The following is an 18,048-nucleotide window of genomic DNA, read 5'->3' as shown; positions in this document are numbered from 1 at the left end:
TGTTAGAATAGAAATTTTCGTTTGCGAACTAAAAGCCAAATCACTACCGGGGCACCAATCAAAGAAGTTATGGCATTTATGGGCAGGGTATATTCCTGCCCCGGTAATTGGGCTGCAATATCACAAATAAGCATTAAAGCAGCTCCGCCTAAAATAACTGCGGGAACTAAAATTTGGTGATTGTTTACAGGAATTACCTGCCTTATTAAGTGTGGAACAGCTAAACCTACAAAAGCAATAGGGCCGGCAAAAGCAGTAATACTGCCCGCAAGTAAACTGGTAGCAATAATAATTACAAATCGGTTTCTTTTAATACTTACCCCCAGGCTTTTCGCGTATTGTTCCCCAAGCAGTAAGGTATCCAGGTTTTTGATACAAGACATGGCAAGTGCCAAACCTACCAGCCAAAAAATGGTTAAAATGCCAACTTCGTTCCACGAAAGGTCTCCTAAACTTCCAAAAGACCAGAATATATATTGCTGTAGTTGTGCTGCAGGGCTAAAATAGGAAAGAACACTTACCACTGCAGCGGTTAAACTGGCAAACATTAAGCCTATAATTAAGATGGCCATGGTATCCCTAAGCTTTATTGAAGCCAGTATTACTGCCATAAGAACCAATAAACTTCCCAGGCTAGATGCTATTACAAGGCTCCATTTAGATAACAGTACTCCTGCAAAAACACCTCCAAAAATAGAAGCTCCCATAATTACAATGGCTACGCCTAAACTTGCGCCACTACTTAACCCTAAAACATATGGCCCGGCCAATGGATTTCTAAATAGCGTTTGCATTAATAACCCGCTTATGGCCAATCCAGAACCGGTTATAATGGCTGTGATGGCTTTTGGTAATCTATATTCCACAATAATATATCGCCAGGTTTCTTTAGAGACTTCCAGGTTAAAGATAGAAGCAAAGACATCTTTAAATGGAATATTTACCGAGCCCAGGCTAATATTCAAAAATCCAAGAAATAGCACTCCCAGAAAAAGGAGTACCAGCGGAAGAACATATTTTTGGGAATGTAACAAGACCGGTTATTTATTTGGGTGTAAATATCTGAAATAAAATGAGGAGATAAAATTAATGAAGAAGCATAATAAAAAATGGATGCCTATATAAGGCCATTTTAAACTTCCGGGTGCTCAATATAAAAGATTTATGCACAATGATACTTACCCGGAAATTCAAAAAAACTTTTAGATAAGGTTTTAACCAGTGCCTTGAAGCTACTAAATTACTCTTCCAGGGCCTTAAAAAAAGTAGTTTCGTAATTAGGAAGTAGATCTGGGTGAAATATAGCAACCAGGTCTTTTAGTACTAAATCTGGGCGTTGCGGGCCAAGTTCAAAATAAATTACTCCACCGGTTTCACCTTTAGTTAGGCTTACACTGTAAACATTTTTTTTCTGAAACACTTCAAATTGTCTGTAATGTTCCGATTCTTCTAAAAGTTGCGAGTAAGAAGTAAACTGTCCGGCACTTATCCAAAAATCGGCGTTCTGGGCTTTTTCCAGCACACTTTCAAAAGATAATGCCATGCTGCCGTTCCCCCGGGTATTAGAATATACGTAATTAGCATTGGCGTCTTTAATAAACTGTGCATGCCATGAGTTTCCGTAAGGTAAATACCATTGGTCTTTATACATAGCACCACTTAAGACTTTTGGGGTATTTCTAGCCGACTTTGCTAAATCTTTAGCTTCTTTATAAGCTTTTTCAATAGATTCAAACTCTTCTTCGGCTTCAGCTAACTTATCGTAAAAAGCACCAAAAAACTTGATCCATTCTGCTTTTCCAAGTGGAGTTTTTTCTGTCCAATCGCCGTTGTACATCACCGGAATTCCCATTTTTTGAATTGTTTCCAGGGTTTTGTTATTCGCATCTATAGCAAAACCAATAACTACTTCGGGTTCCAGGTCTATAAGTATTTCGGTATTGATATTTTCGTTTTTCCCCAACTCTTTAATTTTGCCGGAATTAATCAGTTTTCTGGTTTTTTCAGAAGAGATATAATCTAAGCCCGGGAAACCAATAAGGCTGTTTTCTTCATTTAAAGCTTCGAGTGCCGGAATATGCGTGGTAGAAGTAACAACCATTTTTTTTACCGGAATTTGCACTTTTTGATCATACTCTAAATCTTTTGGGATTTGAGCATTTTCCTTAAAAAGAAGATAAGTGAAGGGCTCTTTGGCATTAGGCCAGGGAGATTTTAGTTCTATTAGGTAGAAATCATTAAATGTTTTGATACTAAAACTCTTAGCGTAACTTAATTCAAGCGCTGTTTCAAGCTTTTTAGAAGTTGTTTTTTGTTCGTTCTGGTTATTCTTACATGCAGTTAGGAATAGAAATAGAATAACAAAATTAAGAATCCAGGTAAACTTATTTTTCATTTTAATACGCTTAAATCTAATTGACTGAAACTTGCTTTTTCTCATTTTCCAGAATGAAACCTTGTTTGTCTTGAACATAGTGTTTCAGATATTTTTGGAAGAGGAATTGTCAAAAGTAATATTATTTAGAATTTAATAGTTACAACTCGTATAAATGTTTAATTTCGCACTGAAATTTTTGGTTCGGATGTGTTTTATCACGCCGATTAAAAGGGAATCAGGAAAAAAGTACGAAGTTAGAAGTACAAAATACCAGGAAAGAATATTTTATTCGTGTTTCAAACTTCTTCCTTCTAACTTTTGTTAAGCCTGAGCTGTTCCCGCAACTGTAAGCTAAGTTCTGATTTTTAAATCAGAATGCTTGTTGTTATCACTTCAAAAACCACTGTTTTTACTTAGAACGGGAAGGTAAACAACGAGACGCGAGCCAGGAGACCTGCCAAAATAGTACTAATTAATTCTTAGACTTTCGGGATAAAAGTCAGGGGCAGATGAAAAATAGACAATTTTATATTTTATTTCTTGGCTTGCTTTGTGGCTTGCCATTATGGGCTCAAAACGATACTATAAACGTTTTGGACGAGGTGTTTTTAACCGATATTAAATTAAGAGATTTCTCTACCGGGCAGCATGTAAGCGTTTTAAACGATTCGGTTTTAAAGAAAAACGGAGCACTACTTACTTCAGCTTTAAATTTTAATACCAATATCTATTTTAAAGAAAATGGCCTTGGAATGGTTTCTTCGCCATCTTTTCGTGGAACAACTGCGTCTCAAACCGCAGTTTTATGGAATGGAATTAATATTAATTCTCAATTTAACGGTCAAACCGACTTTAATACCATAAACGCAGGCGGATTTGATAATATAAGTGTTCGTGGTGGGGGTGGAAGTGTTGTGTATGGCTCTGGGGCTATTGGCGGAAGTATTCACTTAAATACCCAACTGGATTTTAGTGGAAAAACTAAACAGGATTTATTTTTACAATACGGGAGTTTTAACACCTTAGATGCTCGATATAAAATTAAAACTTCAACCAAAAAATGGAGCTTAAGTGCCGCTCTTGCCAGAAACTCTTCAGATAATGATTATGAATGGCCGCTGAAAGGAAAGAAGAACGTAAATGGGAGCTTTTATAACAATAACCTAAATATTGGTTTGGCATATAGGTTTACTAAAAGAAATACCTTAAAGTTTTACAGTGAAGTTTTTGAAGGAGAACGTCATTTTTCATTGATAAGGCCTTCAGAAACTAAAACCAAATACAGTAATGTAAATTCACGGAATTTATTGGAATGGGTTAGTGAGTTTGGCAATTTTATCTCGGTAGCCAGGTTGGCCTATTTGGATGAAAACTATAGATATTATCCAAATATTGCTTCCAATAATTATACGTTTGGAGCAGCAAAGACTACCATAGGAAAGTATGATATAAAATACACACCTTCAAATACATTGCAATTTAATGCTGTATTAACCAATACCTATACCGATGGAACGGGATCGGGAATTACTGAAAATACCAGGAATATTTTTTCTTCGGCATTGTTAATGAAACACCGGCCGTTTAAGAAATTTCAGTACGAATTGGGTTTAAGAAAAGAAGTTACCAATAATTATGAGAGTCCGTTATTGTTTTCGGCGGGCCTTAATTATGATGTAACCAATTTATATAATTTTAAAATAAACGCTTCCAGAAATTTTAGAATTCCAACATATAACGACCTGTATTGGACGGGTGCCGGAAACCCCAATCTTAATCCCGAAACCTCCAACCAGGTAGAACTTGGAAACCATTTTAACTATAAAAATTTAAATTTTAGCCTTACCGGTTATTACAACCAAATTGATGATATGATTCGTTGGCTACCCTCAGAAACAGGGGCCTGGCGTCCAATAAATGAAGAGAGAGTAGAAACCTATGGCTTTGAGGTACTTGCTAATTGGCAAACAAATATTTTAAAAAATCATAGTATAGGTGCTTCTGCAACTTATGCATATACCGTTTCAGAAGACATGAATACCGGCTACCAGCTTATTTATGTACCCTTTCATAAAGCTACGGCTGCCTTTACCTATAGTTTTAAAAAGTTAAGCCTGGATTATCAGCTTTTATATACCGGTGAGGCGTTTACCAGGTCAGATAATAATGCTCGTTATAATATGGATGCCTATACGGTTTCAAACCTGGGAATAGGCTATGATTTTGGAAAAAAGCATAGCTATAAAATTGGGGCAAGAGTACTCAATATTTTTGATGAAGCATACCAAAGTGTAGAAAACCGGTGGATGCCCGGTAGAAATTTTAATATATACCTAAACCTTAATTTTTAAACAATGAAGAGAATTAGCAAACTATTGTCTATGGCCTTAATAGGAGGGCTTTTATTAAATTCCTGTAGTAGTGACGATGATATTGTTGATCCCGATGGGCCACAAGCGGAAGGAGATTATACCAATGGTTTTTTTGTACTGAATGAGGGGGGGATTGGTAAAAATAATAGTACGATAACTTACGTAAGTAATGATTTTTCGATCATTGATACCGAGATATTCTCTAAAGTGAATGATCAGCCAATGGGCGATACCGGGCAGAATATTACATTTACAAAAGATTATGCTTTTATTGTTATGAATTATTCAAACTTAATTCATATTGTAAATAGAAACTCTATGGAGCTTGTTCATACAATAGAGAGCGGTTTAAGTTATCCACGGGATGTTGTAGTTTACAAAGATCATATTTATGTGACTAACTGGGGAGATGGTTTTGATGCAAATGATGATTATATCGCAATATATGATTTGGAAAACTATGAAGCTACCGGAACTATTAGTGTAGAAGAGGGGCCGGAGATGATTATTGCTGAGAATGATAAGCTATATGTGAATTTACAAGGTGGATATAATTTTAATAATAAGATTTTGGTTATAGATCCTGTTTCTAACTCTATTGAGAAAAGTATAGAAGTTGGAGATGTACCTAGTTCTTTAGAGATTGAAGATGGATACTTATGGGTTATGTCTAGCGGGATACCATCTTGGCCTGAAGATATTGAAGAAACGGCTGGGCGTATCTCTAAAATAGATTTGTCTACTAACGAGATATCTGATGAAATAATTTTTCCAAATATAACAGATCATCCATCAAGCTTTGAAATTGAGAATGATAAAATTTATTATTTCCTTAATGGTGCTGTTTATTCTATGGAAACTTCTGCTGAAGAGGTACCTGAAGAGCTACCTGAAGAGCTACCTACTGAAAGTCTTTTTACTTTAAGTGAAGATATTTTTGCTCTTTATGGATTCGAGTTAGAAGATGGTTACTTCTATACAGGAGATGCCAATGATTATAGTTCTAATGGCACAATAAGAATTTATAATATGAATGGTGAATTGGTAGATGAAATAGACTCTGGAGGGGTAAACCCTAATGGCTTCTACTTTAACGACTAAGTATATTGTTTTTCTGTTATTTGCTTATATAAAAAAGCCCCGTTTCATTAATGAGACGGGGCTTTTCCTTTTAGTTTAAAGAATTACTTCTGTAATTCTACTGCTTTTTTCCTAACTTCTTCTGGGATTTTATCAATATACATTCTCTGATAATCTACATTAGACTCTCCACTTTCTCCAATTTTAGTAAACCTGGTATCGTAAGAAACTGCTGGAATAGCCATTTTGTTTCCGGTTATATCGGCTAAAGCAGCAGCTAGAAGTGTTTCGCTAGCTTCGCCTAAAGGTAATAGATTAACAATATCCTCTTCAGCCTCAATATCGGGGATTAAACCTTCCTCATAATAAGCGTCTTCATTAGCATTTTTTGATTCGTAAATGAGTGGTTGAATTACATATTTATGATTAGGATTACGGTTTTGTTTGTTAAAGTTTGGCGAATCGTACAAAGGAGCGGCCGCCTGAAATTTACCAACGGTAGATGAGCCTACGTGTATTACATTTATATAGGGCGCCAGGCCATTCATTACCAACTCACTGGCTGATGCCGTAGAACCTGTTCCAATAACATAAACTTTATTTAAGTTTAAGCTATTAATCAACTCGCCAGTTCTAATTTTATCGTTAAACCTATCTACCAATTCTTCCTGGGTAAATTCACTTTGTAAAAGATCGTTCCAGGTTTGTTTAGAGAATATTTCACCTTCAAACTGCCCGGTAATCATACTGGAAAGGTCTACCGCACTTTCTACAGAACCGCCACCATTATATCTAAGATCTAAAACCAACTCGTCCACGCCTTCAGCCTTTAAATCTCCAAAAGCAGCATTTAATTCATCATCAAAATCGGCAGTAAAACTATTATACATTAGGTACCCCACATTTATACCGTCTACTTCCATGGTCTTAGAAATAAAAACCGGGTTTTCGGTAATTTGTTCCCTGGTTAAAGCGATTGTTTCACCGGTTTCACTAATTACATTTTCATTTACTTCAGCTAAAGAAATTTCATAACCATCGCGTGCCAAAAGCGATTGATAGTTAGAGCGATTCATGGCTTCTCCATCAATTTCGGTAAAAAGCATTCCTCTTTTTACTTCGGCTTCATCGGCAGGGCTTCCGGGAATTACATAGCGTACATAACCAAAAACCCCATTTTCTCCATAAGCTACAAGACCATAGTCCATTCCGGTGGTAGTACTAATACCGCTTTGGCTGTTTTCCAGGATTGTATAATCGTCAAGAATAAAACTAAATCGGTCTTTTGGAGCGGGAACTTTTAATCCTTCATTAAAGAGATCTTCCGGCGAATCAAAACTGGCGAGCCATTCATCTTTATCGGCTTCAGAATCAAAATAATTTTCGTCAAGTTCTGCAACATCTGCTTCGTAGACATAAAAAATGCTCATGGCATCATATAGATAATTCTCTATTTCTAAATTGGGATCTTCTTCACCTTTTACAATAGGAGAACGCTCATCATCATTATCTGTAGAGCAGGAGCTTAATATTCCCAGCGATAAGCCTAAAAATAAAATTAGTTTATTAATCTTCATAAATGTTAAGTTTGTTTTAGATTGCTAAAAATACCTACAATTACTTAAAACCAAAATCTTATTGTAACAAATATCACCACTAATCGTTTAAAGGGTAAGAAGGTTAATAAACCAACACATATATGAAACAACAAGCCTTCCTGGATAAAATAAACCCGGTAAAAGATAAAATGTACCGGCTTGCATTAAGACTGCTTGTTTCTAAAGAAGCGGCCGAAGATGCTACCCAGGAGGTGATTCTAAAATTATGGAACCGAAAACATAAAATCAAGGATTATACCAACCTTGAAGCTTTTGCAATGATGGTGATAAAAAATCACTGTTTAGATGAATTGAAGGCTAAAAAGAATAATAATTTAAGAATTGTTCATCAAAATTATGAAAATAAATCTATTTCCCCTCAAAGAGATTTGGAGCTAAAAGATGAAATGAATTGGATACAGGATATTGTAGCCGATTTACCCGAACAACAAAAAATCGTCTTTCAGCTTAGAGATATAGAGCAACTGGATTTTGAAGAAATAGAAGAAATAACAAAAATGAAAAGTACAGCGGTAAGGGTAGCCTTATCGCGTGCAAGAAAGAAAATAAGAGAGCGCTTAACAAACAAGCACGATTATGGAATTACAAAAAATTAAAGATTTACTCGAAAAGTATGATGCCGGGGAAACTTCTTTGGCCGAAGAGCAGCAACTTAGGAAATATTTTGAAAGGAACGAAGTTTCTGAAAGTTTAAAACCTTACCAACTTATGTTTGCCTTTTCTGCAAAAGAAAATCAAGAAAGTTATGACCGGGAAATTAATTTGCCTGCTAACAAAAAAGAGAATAGGTATCTCTGGACGGCTATGGCGGCCAGTATAATTTTAGTAATAGGCCTTTTCTTTTTTCAAAATAAACCTTTGGAAATGAATGATAAGGATGTTAGCACTATTCAGGATAGGGAAGAGGCATTACAAAAGAGTATGGAAGCATTAAAAATGGTTTCTGAAATAATGAATGAAGGAAAACAAGACCTTAAATATTTAAAAGAATTTAATAACACTAAAAATAAATTTATCAAAACCGAATAGCCATGAGAAAGATAGCACTAATAATTATCATTGGGTTGTTACCACTAATAACGCAGGCTCAATCTTTTGCCAAGTATGAAAACATGAAAGATGTAGATGCGATGGTAATGACCAGTAAGATGTTTAAAATGCTTGCCAAAGTAGATCTAAGCGACGATAACCCTGAAGCCAGGGAGTATCTAAAACTTATTGAAAACCTGGATGAAATTAAAATGTTTACCAGTACCACCGCCTCAGTGAGAAGTCAAATGCAAAAAGATGTAGCGTCTTATTTAAGTTCTAATAAATTAGACCAGTTAATGCGGGTAAAAGAAGATGGTAAAAACATTCGGTTTTATTCAAAAAGTGGGAAAAGCGACAACTATGTAAGTGAACTTTTTATGTTTATGGAAGGTGAAAAAGAAGGAGATCCAATTTCGGTAATTTTAAGTATTACCGGCGAAATAGATCTTTCTCAGTTATCCCGCTTAACCTCCGATCTTAAAATTCCGGGAGCTGAAGAGCTCAAGAATGTTGAAAATAAATCTTAGAATAATACTATTAAATCTATAACAATGAAAGTAATAAAAATATTAAGCCTTGCGCTTGCTGCTACAGCCTTTGTTTCCTGTGCTAACGAAGCTAGTTTGCAGGAGTACTATGTAGAAAATCAACAGGATAATAAATTTATAGCGGTAGATATACCTACCAGTATGTTTACAAATACCGAGGAACTGGATGAAACCCAAAAAGAAACTCTGGAAACCGTAAAGAAAATTAATGTTCTGGCGTTACCGGTAAATGATAGCAAAGAAGAATATGAAATTGAAAAAGCCAGGTTGGCTGAAATTTTAAAAGATGAAAAGTACCAGCTTTTAATGCGATATGGCTCAAATACCCGTAAAGCTGAAATTTATTTTACCGGAAATGAAGATGCTATAGACGAAATTATCGTGTATGGTTATGACGATACAAAAGGTGTTGGGGTAGCACGTGTTTTGGGAGAAGATATGAATCCACAAAAATTAATGGAGTTTATGAAATCTCTTGACAAAGGTGATATAGATGTTGCAGGATTAAAAGGGATTTCCGGTATGCTTCAAACCGAAATTGAAAAGTAGTTTTTAGTCTAATAATTGAAGAGGTTGTTTGAAACCTTATGAACGTCACCCTGAGCTTGTTTCAGGGGCTAATAAACTTAGAATCTGAAACAAGTTCAGATTGACGATTCGTTTCAAACAACCTCTTTTTATCTTAAATCCCTGTATAATTTTGCGGACTTATTTTTTTGAGTTCCTCTTTTACTGTTTCTGAAACTTCTAAGGTTTCAATAAAATCGGCGATACTCTTTTTATTAATTTTTTCGTTGGTCCTGGTAAGGCCTTTAAGGGTTTCATACGGATTTTTAAATCCTTCACGGCGTAAAATGGTTTGAATTGCTTCAGCTACTACAGCCCAGTTAGCCTCTAGATCTTCGTTTAGCTTTTCTTCGTTTAATAATAATTTATCAAGGCCTTTAAGGGTACTTTTAAAAGCGATACTGGTATGCCCAAGGGGCACTCCAATATTTCTTAGCACAGTGCTATCGGTAAGGTCACGTTGTAATCTACTAATGGGAAGCTTAGCTGCTAAATGTTCAAAAATGGCATTGGCAATCCCTAAATTTCCTTCGCTGTTTTCAAAATCTATTGGGTTTACTTTATGTGGCATAGCCGAAGAACCAATCTCCCCCTTTTTAATTTTCTGCTTAAAATAATCCATCGAAACATAGGTCCAAATATCGCGATCCAGGTCTATTAGAATATTATTGATTCTTTTTAAGGTATCAAATAAAGCGGCCATATGGTCGTAATGCTCAATTTGAGTAGTTGGAAAAGAATGGTATAAGCCTAATTTTTCCTGTACAAAATTTGTCCCAAATTCTTTCCAGTCGGTATTTGGATAGGCTACTTTATGTGCATTAAAATTACCGGTAGCACCTCCAAATTTAGCCGCGTGAGGCACTTTATTTAAAAGATCGAGTTGAGATTCCAGGCGATTTATAAAAACCTCTATTTCTTTTCCTAATCGGGTAGGAGAGGCAGGCTGACCGTGGGTTCTGGCCAATAAAGGAACATTAGCCCAATCTTGCGAAAGCTGCGTTAGCTTCGCTATTATTTCTTCAACTTCGGGAAGATACTGGGCGGTTATTGCATCTTTTAAACTTAAAGGGACTGCCGTATTATTGATGTCTTGAGAAGTAAGTCCAAAATGGATAAACTCTTTAGATTTTTCCAACCCCAATTCATCAAACTTATTTTTTAGTAAATACTCTACAGCTTTTACATCGTGATTGGTAGTTTTTTCAATTTCCTTTACGGCCTGGGCATCTATGCTTGTAAAATTCTCATAAATAGCACGTAATTCCGGAAATATCGAATGGTCAATATCTTTTAATTGCGGTAAGGGTAATTCACAAAGCGCAATAAAATATTCAACTTCAACCTTTACGCGGTATCTTATTAAAGCTTCTTCGCTAAAATAAGCAGAAAGTTGTTTTGTTTTGGAATGATATCTTCCGTCTATAGGAGAAATAGCTGTTAGCGGTGTCATGGGTTTAAATTAGAAATTAAAAGCCATAAAGATACTGCTTCCAGCCAATCTTTAAAACTACGGCAGCATTTCTTTTTAGCTAAATTTTTATAAAAGCCTGTGTGATAAATGAGCATAGTGCTATTGGAGTTAATTGGCACCGCCAAAGGGTGTAATACCCCGAGGCTTGCCTCGAAATTAAAAATTTGTTTTCAACGAATGCCTCGTGGGCTTGCCCCGAGGTAGTTTACTTAAAAATTAATTCTTGTTTTCAAGAATCAGGGCTAGATGCTTTTTTCGTTTGCCAAGAACTTTATTGTATAGAAATAGAAGACAATATTCAAGAGGAATTTAACAAGTTTTTGACCAACTCGGGAACTCCCAGGGAAGCTTTTTTAGCAATAATTTGCAGGTTTCCTTTTTCTGAAATATTAGGTTTAGGATCTATAAAATAAATAGGAATCCCGTTTGGAGCAAAATCCAGGAGTCCTGCCGCCGGATATACCTGCATAGAGGTGCCAATAATTATTAGCATTTCTGCTTTACTTACAATTTCCATTGCTTTTTCAAACATGGGTACGGCTTCACCAAACCATACCACGTGAGGTCTCAGCTGATAATTAAATTCACAAAAGTCTCCTATATTAATATCCTGTTTCCAATCTAATACCAGGTTTTCATTAAACGTACTTCTGGCTTTTAAAAGTTCGCCGTGTAAATGGGTAACCTTGGTGCTTCCGGCCCTTTCGTGAAGATCATCTATATTTTGAGTGATAATCTCTACTTGAAATTCTTTTTCAAGTTCTGCCAAGGCAAAATGCGAAGCATTGGGTTTTACTGTTAGTAATTGGCGTCTTCGTTGGTTATAGAACTCTAAAACTTTTTTTTGATTGTTTTTCCAGCCTGCCGGTGAGGCAATTTCCATTACATCGTGACCTTCCCATAAACCCCCGGCATCTCTAAATGTTTTTATGCCGCTTTCGGCACTTACGCCGGCACCGGTTAGCACGACTATTTTTTCTAACATGCGGTTGTATTTATTGTAATTTCTAAGATAATGTTAATCTTAGATAATTAAAAATGTTAAAGGTAGATAGCGATTTTGCTTACAGTCAGGAAAGTAAGTTTTTTTTCTTGTTAAAGTCTTCGCAACACTCATAATAACACGCAACCATTTACTGTTATTCGTATCTACAAGTTGAATAAATTAATAACACAAAAATTAAATTTAAAATGAAAAAATTAGCATTTGCTTTAATGATGGTCGCAGGTTTCGCAAGTTGTGATAGTGACGATGATGGTGTAGACATTCCTTTTGAAGGAGAAACAAAAGAATACACCTTAAACACTATTGGAGATTCTGGCGTTAGTGGTACCGTTACTTTTAATGAAAATGAAGACGGATCTACTACTGTAGAATTTGACCTGGAAGGTACAGAAGACGGAAGTGTACATCCGGCACATATTCATATGAATTCTGCTGTTGAAACAGGTGAGATTGTAGTTACTTTCAATCCAATTACCGATGGAGAAAGCATTACTGAGGTTTCTGAATTAAATGGTGAACCTATTACTTACGAAGAATTAGTTGCTTACGATGGTTATATCAATGTACATTTAAGCGAAGATGATTTACCAACAATCGTTGCGCAAACCGATATCGGTGGAAATGCACTTACCGGAGAGTCTGTAAGCTACGATCTTAATGAAATGGACATCGCTGGTGTAAGCGGAGTAGCTGTATTTGAAGAACGTGAGAATGGTGAAACTTTAGCTACTTTAGACCTTGATGGTACTACAGAAGGAGGTTCGCATCCAGCCCACATACATGTAGGATCTGTAGAAGATGCTCCTGGAGCTATTGCTATTACCTTTAATCCTGTAAATGGAGCTACCGGTATGAGTATGACCAACATCGCTATGACAGATGGTACTGAGGAAGAAGAAGGTGAGGCTATTACTTACGAAGACTTACTAACTTACAACGGATACATTAATGTACACGCCAGTGCAGATGATCTTGAAACACTTGCTGCACAAGGGAATATGGGAGCAAATGCTTCTGAAGAATAATATTCTTTAATATTTAATCAATTAAAAGCCCGACATGTTGTCGGGCTTTTTTATTTTAGAATGATTTTTTTTAAATGAGCTAAGCCTGCTATCATTATTATTAAAAGGTGGAAGCTTTGAAATAACTTATTTAAAATCGCTCTTCCAGAAATGCTTAAAGTTAGTTTTAAGATTCAATTCCTTTCCCTATTTCACCTTATCACTTCCTGAAGTGTTTATTAACACAATTTAAGATTACTTTTTAAAAATATTAACATCCGCTAAAAACCTTTCTCTCGTAAATATTGGTGAGTTGTGGATTAGAATTAGTAGAAATACTGATCTGATGCATTTAAATTATTAAAAACCAAAATTTAAATTATGAGAAAATTTTTACTTGCTATTTTTATAGCATTACCATTTATGTTTATGAGTTGCAGTAGCGATGATGATGCCGGCGGCTCTGATGATGACAATTTTCAGGGAGAGACAAAGTCTTTCCAGCTTTTTTCGGTTGCTGATCCTTCTATTTCTGGAACTGCAACTTTTATGGAAAATGAAGATAACAGTACCACGGTTGAAATTGAACTAGATGGCACTCCAGATGGGGGAATGCACCCGGCACATATTCACTACAATACGGCTGCAGAAGGTGGGGATATTGCACTTACTTTTGAATCTGTAAACGGTTCTACAGGAATGAGTTCTACAACTTTTTCTTCCTTAGATGATGGTACAGATATTACTTATCAGGAAGCCATAAGCTTTGATGGGTATATCAATGTTCATTTAAGTGGAGATGAATTAACAACACTAGTTGCCCAGGGTGATATCGGCGAAAACGAACTTACCGGGGAATCTAAAAATTATATGCTCGATGAAAAAGCTGTAGATGGTATTTCAGGAAATGTGATGTTTCAGGAAAGAATGAATGGAGAAGCTTTAGCTACTATTATGCTAGATGGAACTCCAGAAGATGGGATGCACCCGGCACATATTCATATAGGTGCTGCAGCCGAAGGTCCTGGAGCTATTGCCTTTACCTTTAATCCTGTAAATGGAGCTACCGGAATGAGTAAAACAAATATAGCCGAGTTAAATGATGGAACTGCCTTTATGTATAACGATGTTCTTAATTACGATGGCTATGTAAATGTACACTTAAGTGCCGAAGAATTGCCTACCCTTGTAGCACAAGGTGATATTGGAGCCAACGAACTAACCGGCGAAAGTAAAACCTATCAGTTAGATGAAAAAGCCGTAGACGGTATAAGTGGTTCAGTAGTTTTTGAAGAAAGAATGAGTGGAGAAGCTTTGGCTACTATTATGCTAGAAGGAACTCCAGACGATGGCATGCACCCGGCACATATTCATATGGGCGCTGCAGCCGAAGGTCCTGGAGCTATTGCCTTTACTTTTAACCCTGTAAATGGAGCCACCGGAATGAGTATGACTCATATAGCTGAGCTAAACGACGGTACTGCATTTATGTATAGTGATATTCTTAGTTATGACGGCTATGTAAATGTACATTTAAGTGCCGAAGAATTGCCTACCCTTGTAGCACAAGGTGATATTGGAGCTAATGAATTAACCGGCGAAAGCAAAACCTATCAGTTAGATGAAAAAGCCGTAGACGGTATAAGTGGTTCGGTAATTTTTGAAGAAAGAATGAGTGGAGAAACTTTAGCTACTATTATGCTAGATGGAACTCCTAATGGTGGGATGCACCCGGCGCATATTCATATAGGCGCAGCAGCTCAAGGTCCTGGCGACATTGCCTTTACTTTTAACCCAGTAAATGGAGCCTCTGGAATGAGTATGACTCATATAGCTGAACTAAATGATGGTACTGCATTTATGTATAGTGATATTCTTGGTTATGACGGTTATGTTAATGTACATTTAAGTGCCGAAGAATTGCCCATACTTGTAGCACAAGGTGATATAGGTGCTAATGAACTAACCGGCGAGAGCAAAACCTACCAGTTAGATGAAAAAGCTGTAGACGGTATAAGTGGTTCAGTAGTTTTTGAAGAAAGAATGAGTGGAGAAGCTTTGGCTACTATTATGCTAGATGGAACTCCTAATGGAGGTATGCACCCGGCGCATATTCATATGGGAACTGCTGCCGAGGGGCCTGGTGATATTGCCTTTACTTTTAACCCCGTAAATGGAACTACGGGAATGAGTATGACTCATATAGCTGAGCTAAACGATGGAACTTCGTTTATGTATAGCGATGTTTTGGATTTTGACGGTTATGTAAATGTACATTTAAGCGCCGAAGTATTAACCACGCTTGTAGCACAGGGAGATATAGGTGCTAATGAACTAACCGGCGAAAGCAAAACCTATCAGTTAGATGAAAAAGATGTAGATGGTATAACTGGTTCAGTAGTTTTTGAAGAAAGAAAAAATGGAGAAACTTTGGTTAGTATTATGTTAGATGGAACACCTGATGGTGGAATGCATCCTGCACATATTCACGTAGGTTCTGTTTCTGAAGCTCCCGGAGCTATTGCAATTACCTTAAATTCAGTTAATGGTACTACCGGAATGAGTATGACTAATGTAACTAAATTTAATGGTGAAGATGGGGAAGCTATAGACTATAACGGACTCCTGAATTACGATGGTTATATAAATGTGCATTTAAGTGCTGAAGATTTAGAGACCCTGGTTGCGCAGGGAGATGTAGGTTCTAACTCTTAGTGATTATCAATTAAATATAAGTATAAACCCGGTCTCGATAAGACCGGGTTTTTTTATGCGAATACTTTATCTTTAGAAAATAAATTACCTCGAAGCTAGCCCACTAGGCATTTGTTGAAAACAAATTTTAAAATCGAATTAAGCCTTAGAGGTTTTATGCCCTTTGGCGTTGGCAAAAAGAAATATTTCCTACAAATATTTCTTTTTTAAAATGTTCAGGTTATTGTTGGGTTTTTTATTTTAGCCTATGCAAAAAAATAAGCTTCTATCTCATCTTGAAACCTTTCTTACACCAAGGCGTATTGCTTTATTCGATAAGGTAATTCAAGAAAGAACCAATCATTTTACCGTGGCAACCCAAGACGTTTATCAGCTTCATAATACCAGTGCTGTTATAAGAAGCTGCGAGGTTTTTGGCATTCAAAATATCCACGTAATAGAGGAACGAAAACCTAAGAGAATAGATAGGGAAATAGCAATGGGTGCTCAAAAATGGGTAGATGTTAATCGATATTCAACTTCAAAAGAATGTATTCAGGAATTACGGAATAGAGGATATCAGATTGTAGCGACCACACCGTACGGAGAAAGTACGGCACTGCATGATTTTAATATAGATAAACCTTCTGCTATTTTCTTTGGAACTGAAAAAGATGGATTAAGTGAAGAAATTCTAAGTGAGGCCGATTGTAGTATTAGAATTCCTATGGTAGGGTTTACAGAAAGTTTGAATATTTCGGTTTCGGCCGCTATTATTTTACAGCATATTACTTCGGTATTAAAAAATAGTACTATCAATTGGGAATTATCTATTGAGGAAAAAGAAAACCTTAAATATGAGTGGTTGAAGAAATGTATTAAAAATTCTGATACAATAATATCACGTTACATTTCAGAAAATGTTTAATTTAGTTGAATAATTTTAACAAATGACCCTCTTTTTCTATCTGCTTATTGCATTTATTACATTTATTGCTTTTCTGCACGCCTGGGCAAAAAAGAAATACGATATAAGCCGAACTATGGTGATTAATGCACCCAGGGATGTAGTATTTAGTTTTATAAGAAGACTAAAAAATCACCCATTTTGGGTCCCCTGGTTTTTTAAGTATCCTAAGACTGTTTTAAAGCAAAAAGGAGAGGATGGTAAAGTTGGTTCTGCTATTTACTGGAAAGGAGATAATAAGGGAATAGGAGAGGGCATTCAAAAAATTATAAAGGTGAAGCATCCCAGGGTTTTTGAAACAAGGGTACTTTTCGTGAAACCTGTAAAGGTAAGTATGCTTACTTATTTTGCTATAAAAGAGCTAGAACCGGGTAAATCTAAAGTGGTTTGGGGAATTAGAGGGAGTTTGCCTTTTCCTCTCTCGGTAATAAGTCTTTTTTACAGCCCTAATAAATTGATGGGAGATGATATTGAAAAAGGACTTATTAATTTAAAAACCCAGATGGAGAAAAAAGTAAAATCTTAATTTCGCTTCAAAACTTTATATTCTTCGTAACATCCATTTAGAGCATCTAGAATTTGTAGATCGTTGGCAGTTTTTAAAAAATCTTTAGAGTAACTACATCTTTGCAGAATTTCATTAAGTTCTACCTCGTTTAAGGGGAGCAAGGCAATTAATGTTTCCCTGTCAAATTTATTTCTAAGCAAGTTTCTAATTTCATCATCTTCTTTCATTTGCCTTAATTTACGCATTTGCTTTGGTTTTTTTCCAAAAATATTATGCATTAAATCGGCAGGGTTGAAAATGGCTCCCAGGTTCCGGGAAATTGCACTGGCAGAATTGTCACCGGCTTCATATCCTGCGTTTAAGCCAGATATGCTGTAGCGATTATTTTCGTAAATTGGGATATTCCTGGCATCAATCTCTAAATATCCGGTAAGGGTAACCGGTTTTAAAACAACTTCTTCTAAGGCAATGCCCAGTTCTGTCATTTTTACTTTTACACTGCCATACTTAAGCCAGTCGTTAGTAACCCTAACCTTTATGGACCTAAATCCAAGATATGAGAAATATAGGGTATCGTTTACGGTGGCCTGTAATTCAAAACTTCCATCTTCTTCACTAACGGCACCTTTAACCTGGTTGAGGTTCACGATATGAACTTTTTCAATAGGTTTATCATTGGCAGCATTCATAACCGTTCCGGAAACAACATCCTGGGAGAATGCTTGAAAAGCTAAGCTAAACAGTAAAAGGGAAAACAGAATTTTTTTCATAACAATAAGCGCCTAATTTATAAAATACTT

16 protein-coding genes and 1 riboswitch are annotated in these 18,048 nt (G+C 36.1%); of the genes, 10 read left to right on the top strand and 6 right to left on the bottom strand.

Going from position 1 to position 18,048, the window contains the following annotated elements; genetic code table 11:
- Positions 1-2 precede the first annotated feature (2 nt).
- Positions 3-1,034 carry an iron ABC transporter permease gene (locus tag I6U49_RS00995; protein ID WP_198627238.1) on the bottom strand — a complete coding sequence of 344 codons (1,032 nt, stop codon included), beginning with the start codon at positions 1,032-1,034 and terminating at the stop codon, positions 3-5.
- A gap of 206 nt (positions 1,035-1,240) precedes the next feature.
- Complete coding sequence (locus I6U49_RS00990) at positions 1,241-2,395, bottom strand: ABC transporter substrate-binding protein (RefSeq protein WP_198627237.1); 1,155 nt, start codon at positions 2,393-2,395, stop codon at positions 1,241-1,243.
- Positions 2,396-2,557: 162 nt separating this feature from the next.
- Positions 2,558-2,853, top strand: a riboswitch (cobalamin riboswitch).
- 33 nt (positions 2,854-2,886) lie between these two features.
- Here I6U49_RS00990 and I6U49_RS00985 point away from each other — a divergent pair.
- Both I6U49_RS00985 and I6U49_RS00980 read left to right on the top strand, forming a co-directional pair.
- Entirely contained in the window at positions 2,887-4,728 is a 1,842-nt protein-coding gene (locus I6U49_RS00985; protein WP_198627236.1) for a TonB-dependent receptor plug domain-containing protein, read from the top strand.
- Between the two features lie 3 nt (positions 4,729-4,731).
- Positions 4,732-5,850: a YncE family protein gene (locus tag I6U49_RS00980; RefSeq protein ID WP_198627235.1), complete on the top strand. Its 1,119-nt coding sequence runs from the start codon at positions 4,732-4,734 to the stop codon at positions 5,848-5,850.
- 83 nt (positions 5,851-5,933) lie between these two features.
- On the opposite strand, the gene I6U49_RS00975 is transcribed toward I6U49_RS00980, so the two are convergent.
- Positions 5,934-7,406, bottom strand: coding sequence for a S41 family peptidase (locus I6U49_RS00975; protein WP_198627234.1), 1,473 nt, complete (start codon positions 7,404-7,406; stop codon positions 5,934-5,936).
- Positions 7,407-7,528: 122 nt separating this feature from the next.
- Here I6U49_RS00975 and I6U49_RS00970 point away from each other — a divergent pair, with 122 nt between their 5' ends.
- From I6U49_RS00970 to I6U49_RS00955, 4 genes are read left to right on the top strand one after another with little or no spacing between them, the layout of a single operon-like run.
- Entirely contained in the window at positions 7,529-8,044 is a 516-nt protein-coding gene (locus I6U49_RS00970; RefSeq protein WP_198627233.1) for an RNA polymerase sigma factor, read from the top strand.
- Positions 8,025-8,477 (top strand): hypothetical protein, encoded by a 453-nt coding sequence (locus tag I6U49_RS00965; RefSeq protein WP_198627232.1) that lies wholly within the window; start codon positions 8,025-8,027, stop codon positions 8,475-8,477. The genes I6U49_RS00970 and I6U49_RS00965 overlap by 20 nt, the downstream gene beginning before the upstream one ends.
- A 2-nt stretch (positions 8,478-8,479) precedes the next feature.
- Entirely contained in the window at positions 8,480-9,007 is a 528-nt protein-coding gene (locus tag I6U49_RS00960; RefSeq protein WP_198627231.1) for a DUF4252 domain-containing protein, read from the top strand.
- Between the two features lie 24 nt (positions 9,008-9,031).
- Positions 9,032-9,577 (top strand): DUF4252 domain-containing protein, encoded by a 546-nt coding sequence (locus tag I6U49_RS00955; RefSeq protein WP_198627230.1) that lies wholly within the window; start codon positions 9,032-9,034, stop codon positions 9,575-9,577.
- 133 nt (positions 9,578-9,710) lie between these two features.
- Here the strand turns inward: I6U49_RS00955 and purB are convergent, their stop codons facing one another.
- Together purB and I6U49_RS00945 are read right to left on the bottom strand one after the other, a co-directional pair.
- A complete protein-coding gene (gene purB, locus I6U49_RS00950; protein WP_198627229.1) occupies positions 9,711-11,048 on the bottom strand; it encodes an adenylosuccinate lyase in 1,338 nt (445 codons plus the stop codon).
- 319 nt (positions 11,049-11,367) lie between these two features.
- Complete coding sequence (locus tag I6U49_RS00945) at positions 11,368-12,054, bottom strand: SIR2 family NAD-dependent protein deacylase (protein ID WP_198627228.1); 687 nt, start codon at positions 12,052-12,054, stop codon at positions 11,368-11,370.
- Between the two features lie 206 nt (positions 12,055-12,260).
- Between I6U49_RS00945 and I6U49_RS00940 the strand changes: the two genes are divergently transcribed.
- The 4 genes from I6U49_RS00940 (at position 12,261) to I6U49_RS00925 (ending at position 17,266) form a co-directional block, all read left to right on the top strand.
- A complete protein-coding gene (locus I6U49_RS00940; RefSeq protein WP_198627227.1) occupies positions 12,261-13,100 on the top strand; it encodes a CHRD domain-containing protein in 840 nt (279 codons plus the stop codon).
- 360 nt (positions 13,101-13,460) lie between these two features.
- The gene (locus I6U49_RS00935) at positions 13,461-15,794 is read left to right on the top strand and encodes a hypothetical protein (protein WP_198627226.1); all 2,334 of its coding nucleotides are present in this window, start codon (positions 13,461-13,463) and stop codon (positions 15,792-15,794) included.
- A 247-nt stretch (positions 15,795-16,041) separates the two neighbouring features.
- Positions 16,042-16,701, top strand: a complete 660-nt coding sequence (locus I6U49_RS00930; protein WP_198627225.1) for a TrmH family RNA methyltransferase — start codon at positions 16,042-16,044, stop codon at positions 16,699-16,701.
- A gap of 22 nt (positions 16,702-16,723) precedes the next feature.
- Positions 16,724-17,266 carry an SRPBCC family protein gene (locus tag I6U49_RS00925; protein WP_193709631.1) on the top strand — a complete coding sequence of 181 codons (543 nt, stop codon included), beginning with the start codon at positions 16,724-16,726 and terminating at the stop codon, positions 17,264-17,266.
- On the opposite strand, the gene I6U49_RS00920 is transcribed toward I6U49_RS00925, so the two are convergent.
- Positions 17,263-18,018: a carboxypeptidase-like regulatory domain-containing protein gene (locus I6U49_RS00920; protein ID WP_198627224.1), complete on the bottom strand. Its 756-nt coding sequence runs from the start codon at positions 18,016-18,018 to the stop codon at positions 17,263-17,265. The two genes, I6U49_RS00925 and I6U49_RS00920, sit on opposite strands and share 4 nt — an antisense overlap.
- Positions 18,019-18,048 lie beyond the last annotated feature (30 nt).

The sequence above is a fragment of the Salegentibacter maritimus genome, assembly GCF_016236915.1.
GTDB classification, from domain to species: Bacteria; Bacteroidota; Bacteroidia; order Flavobacteriales; family Flavobacteriaceae; genus Salegentibacter; species Salegentibacter maritimus.
This window is presented reverse-complemented; position numbering and strand designations above follow the sequence as displayed.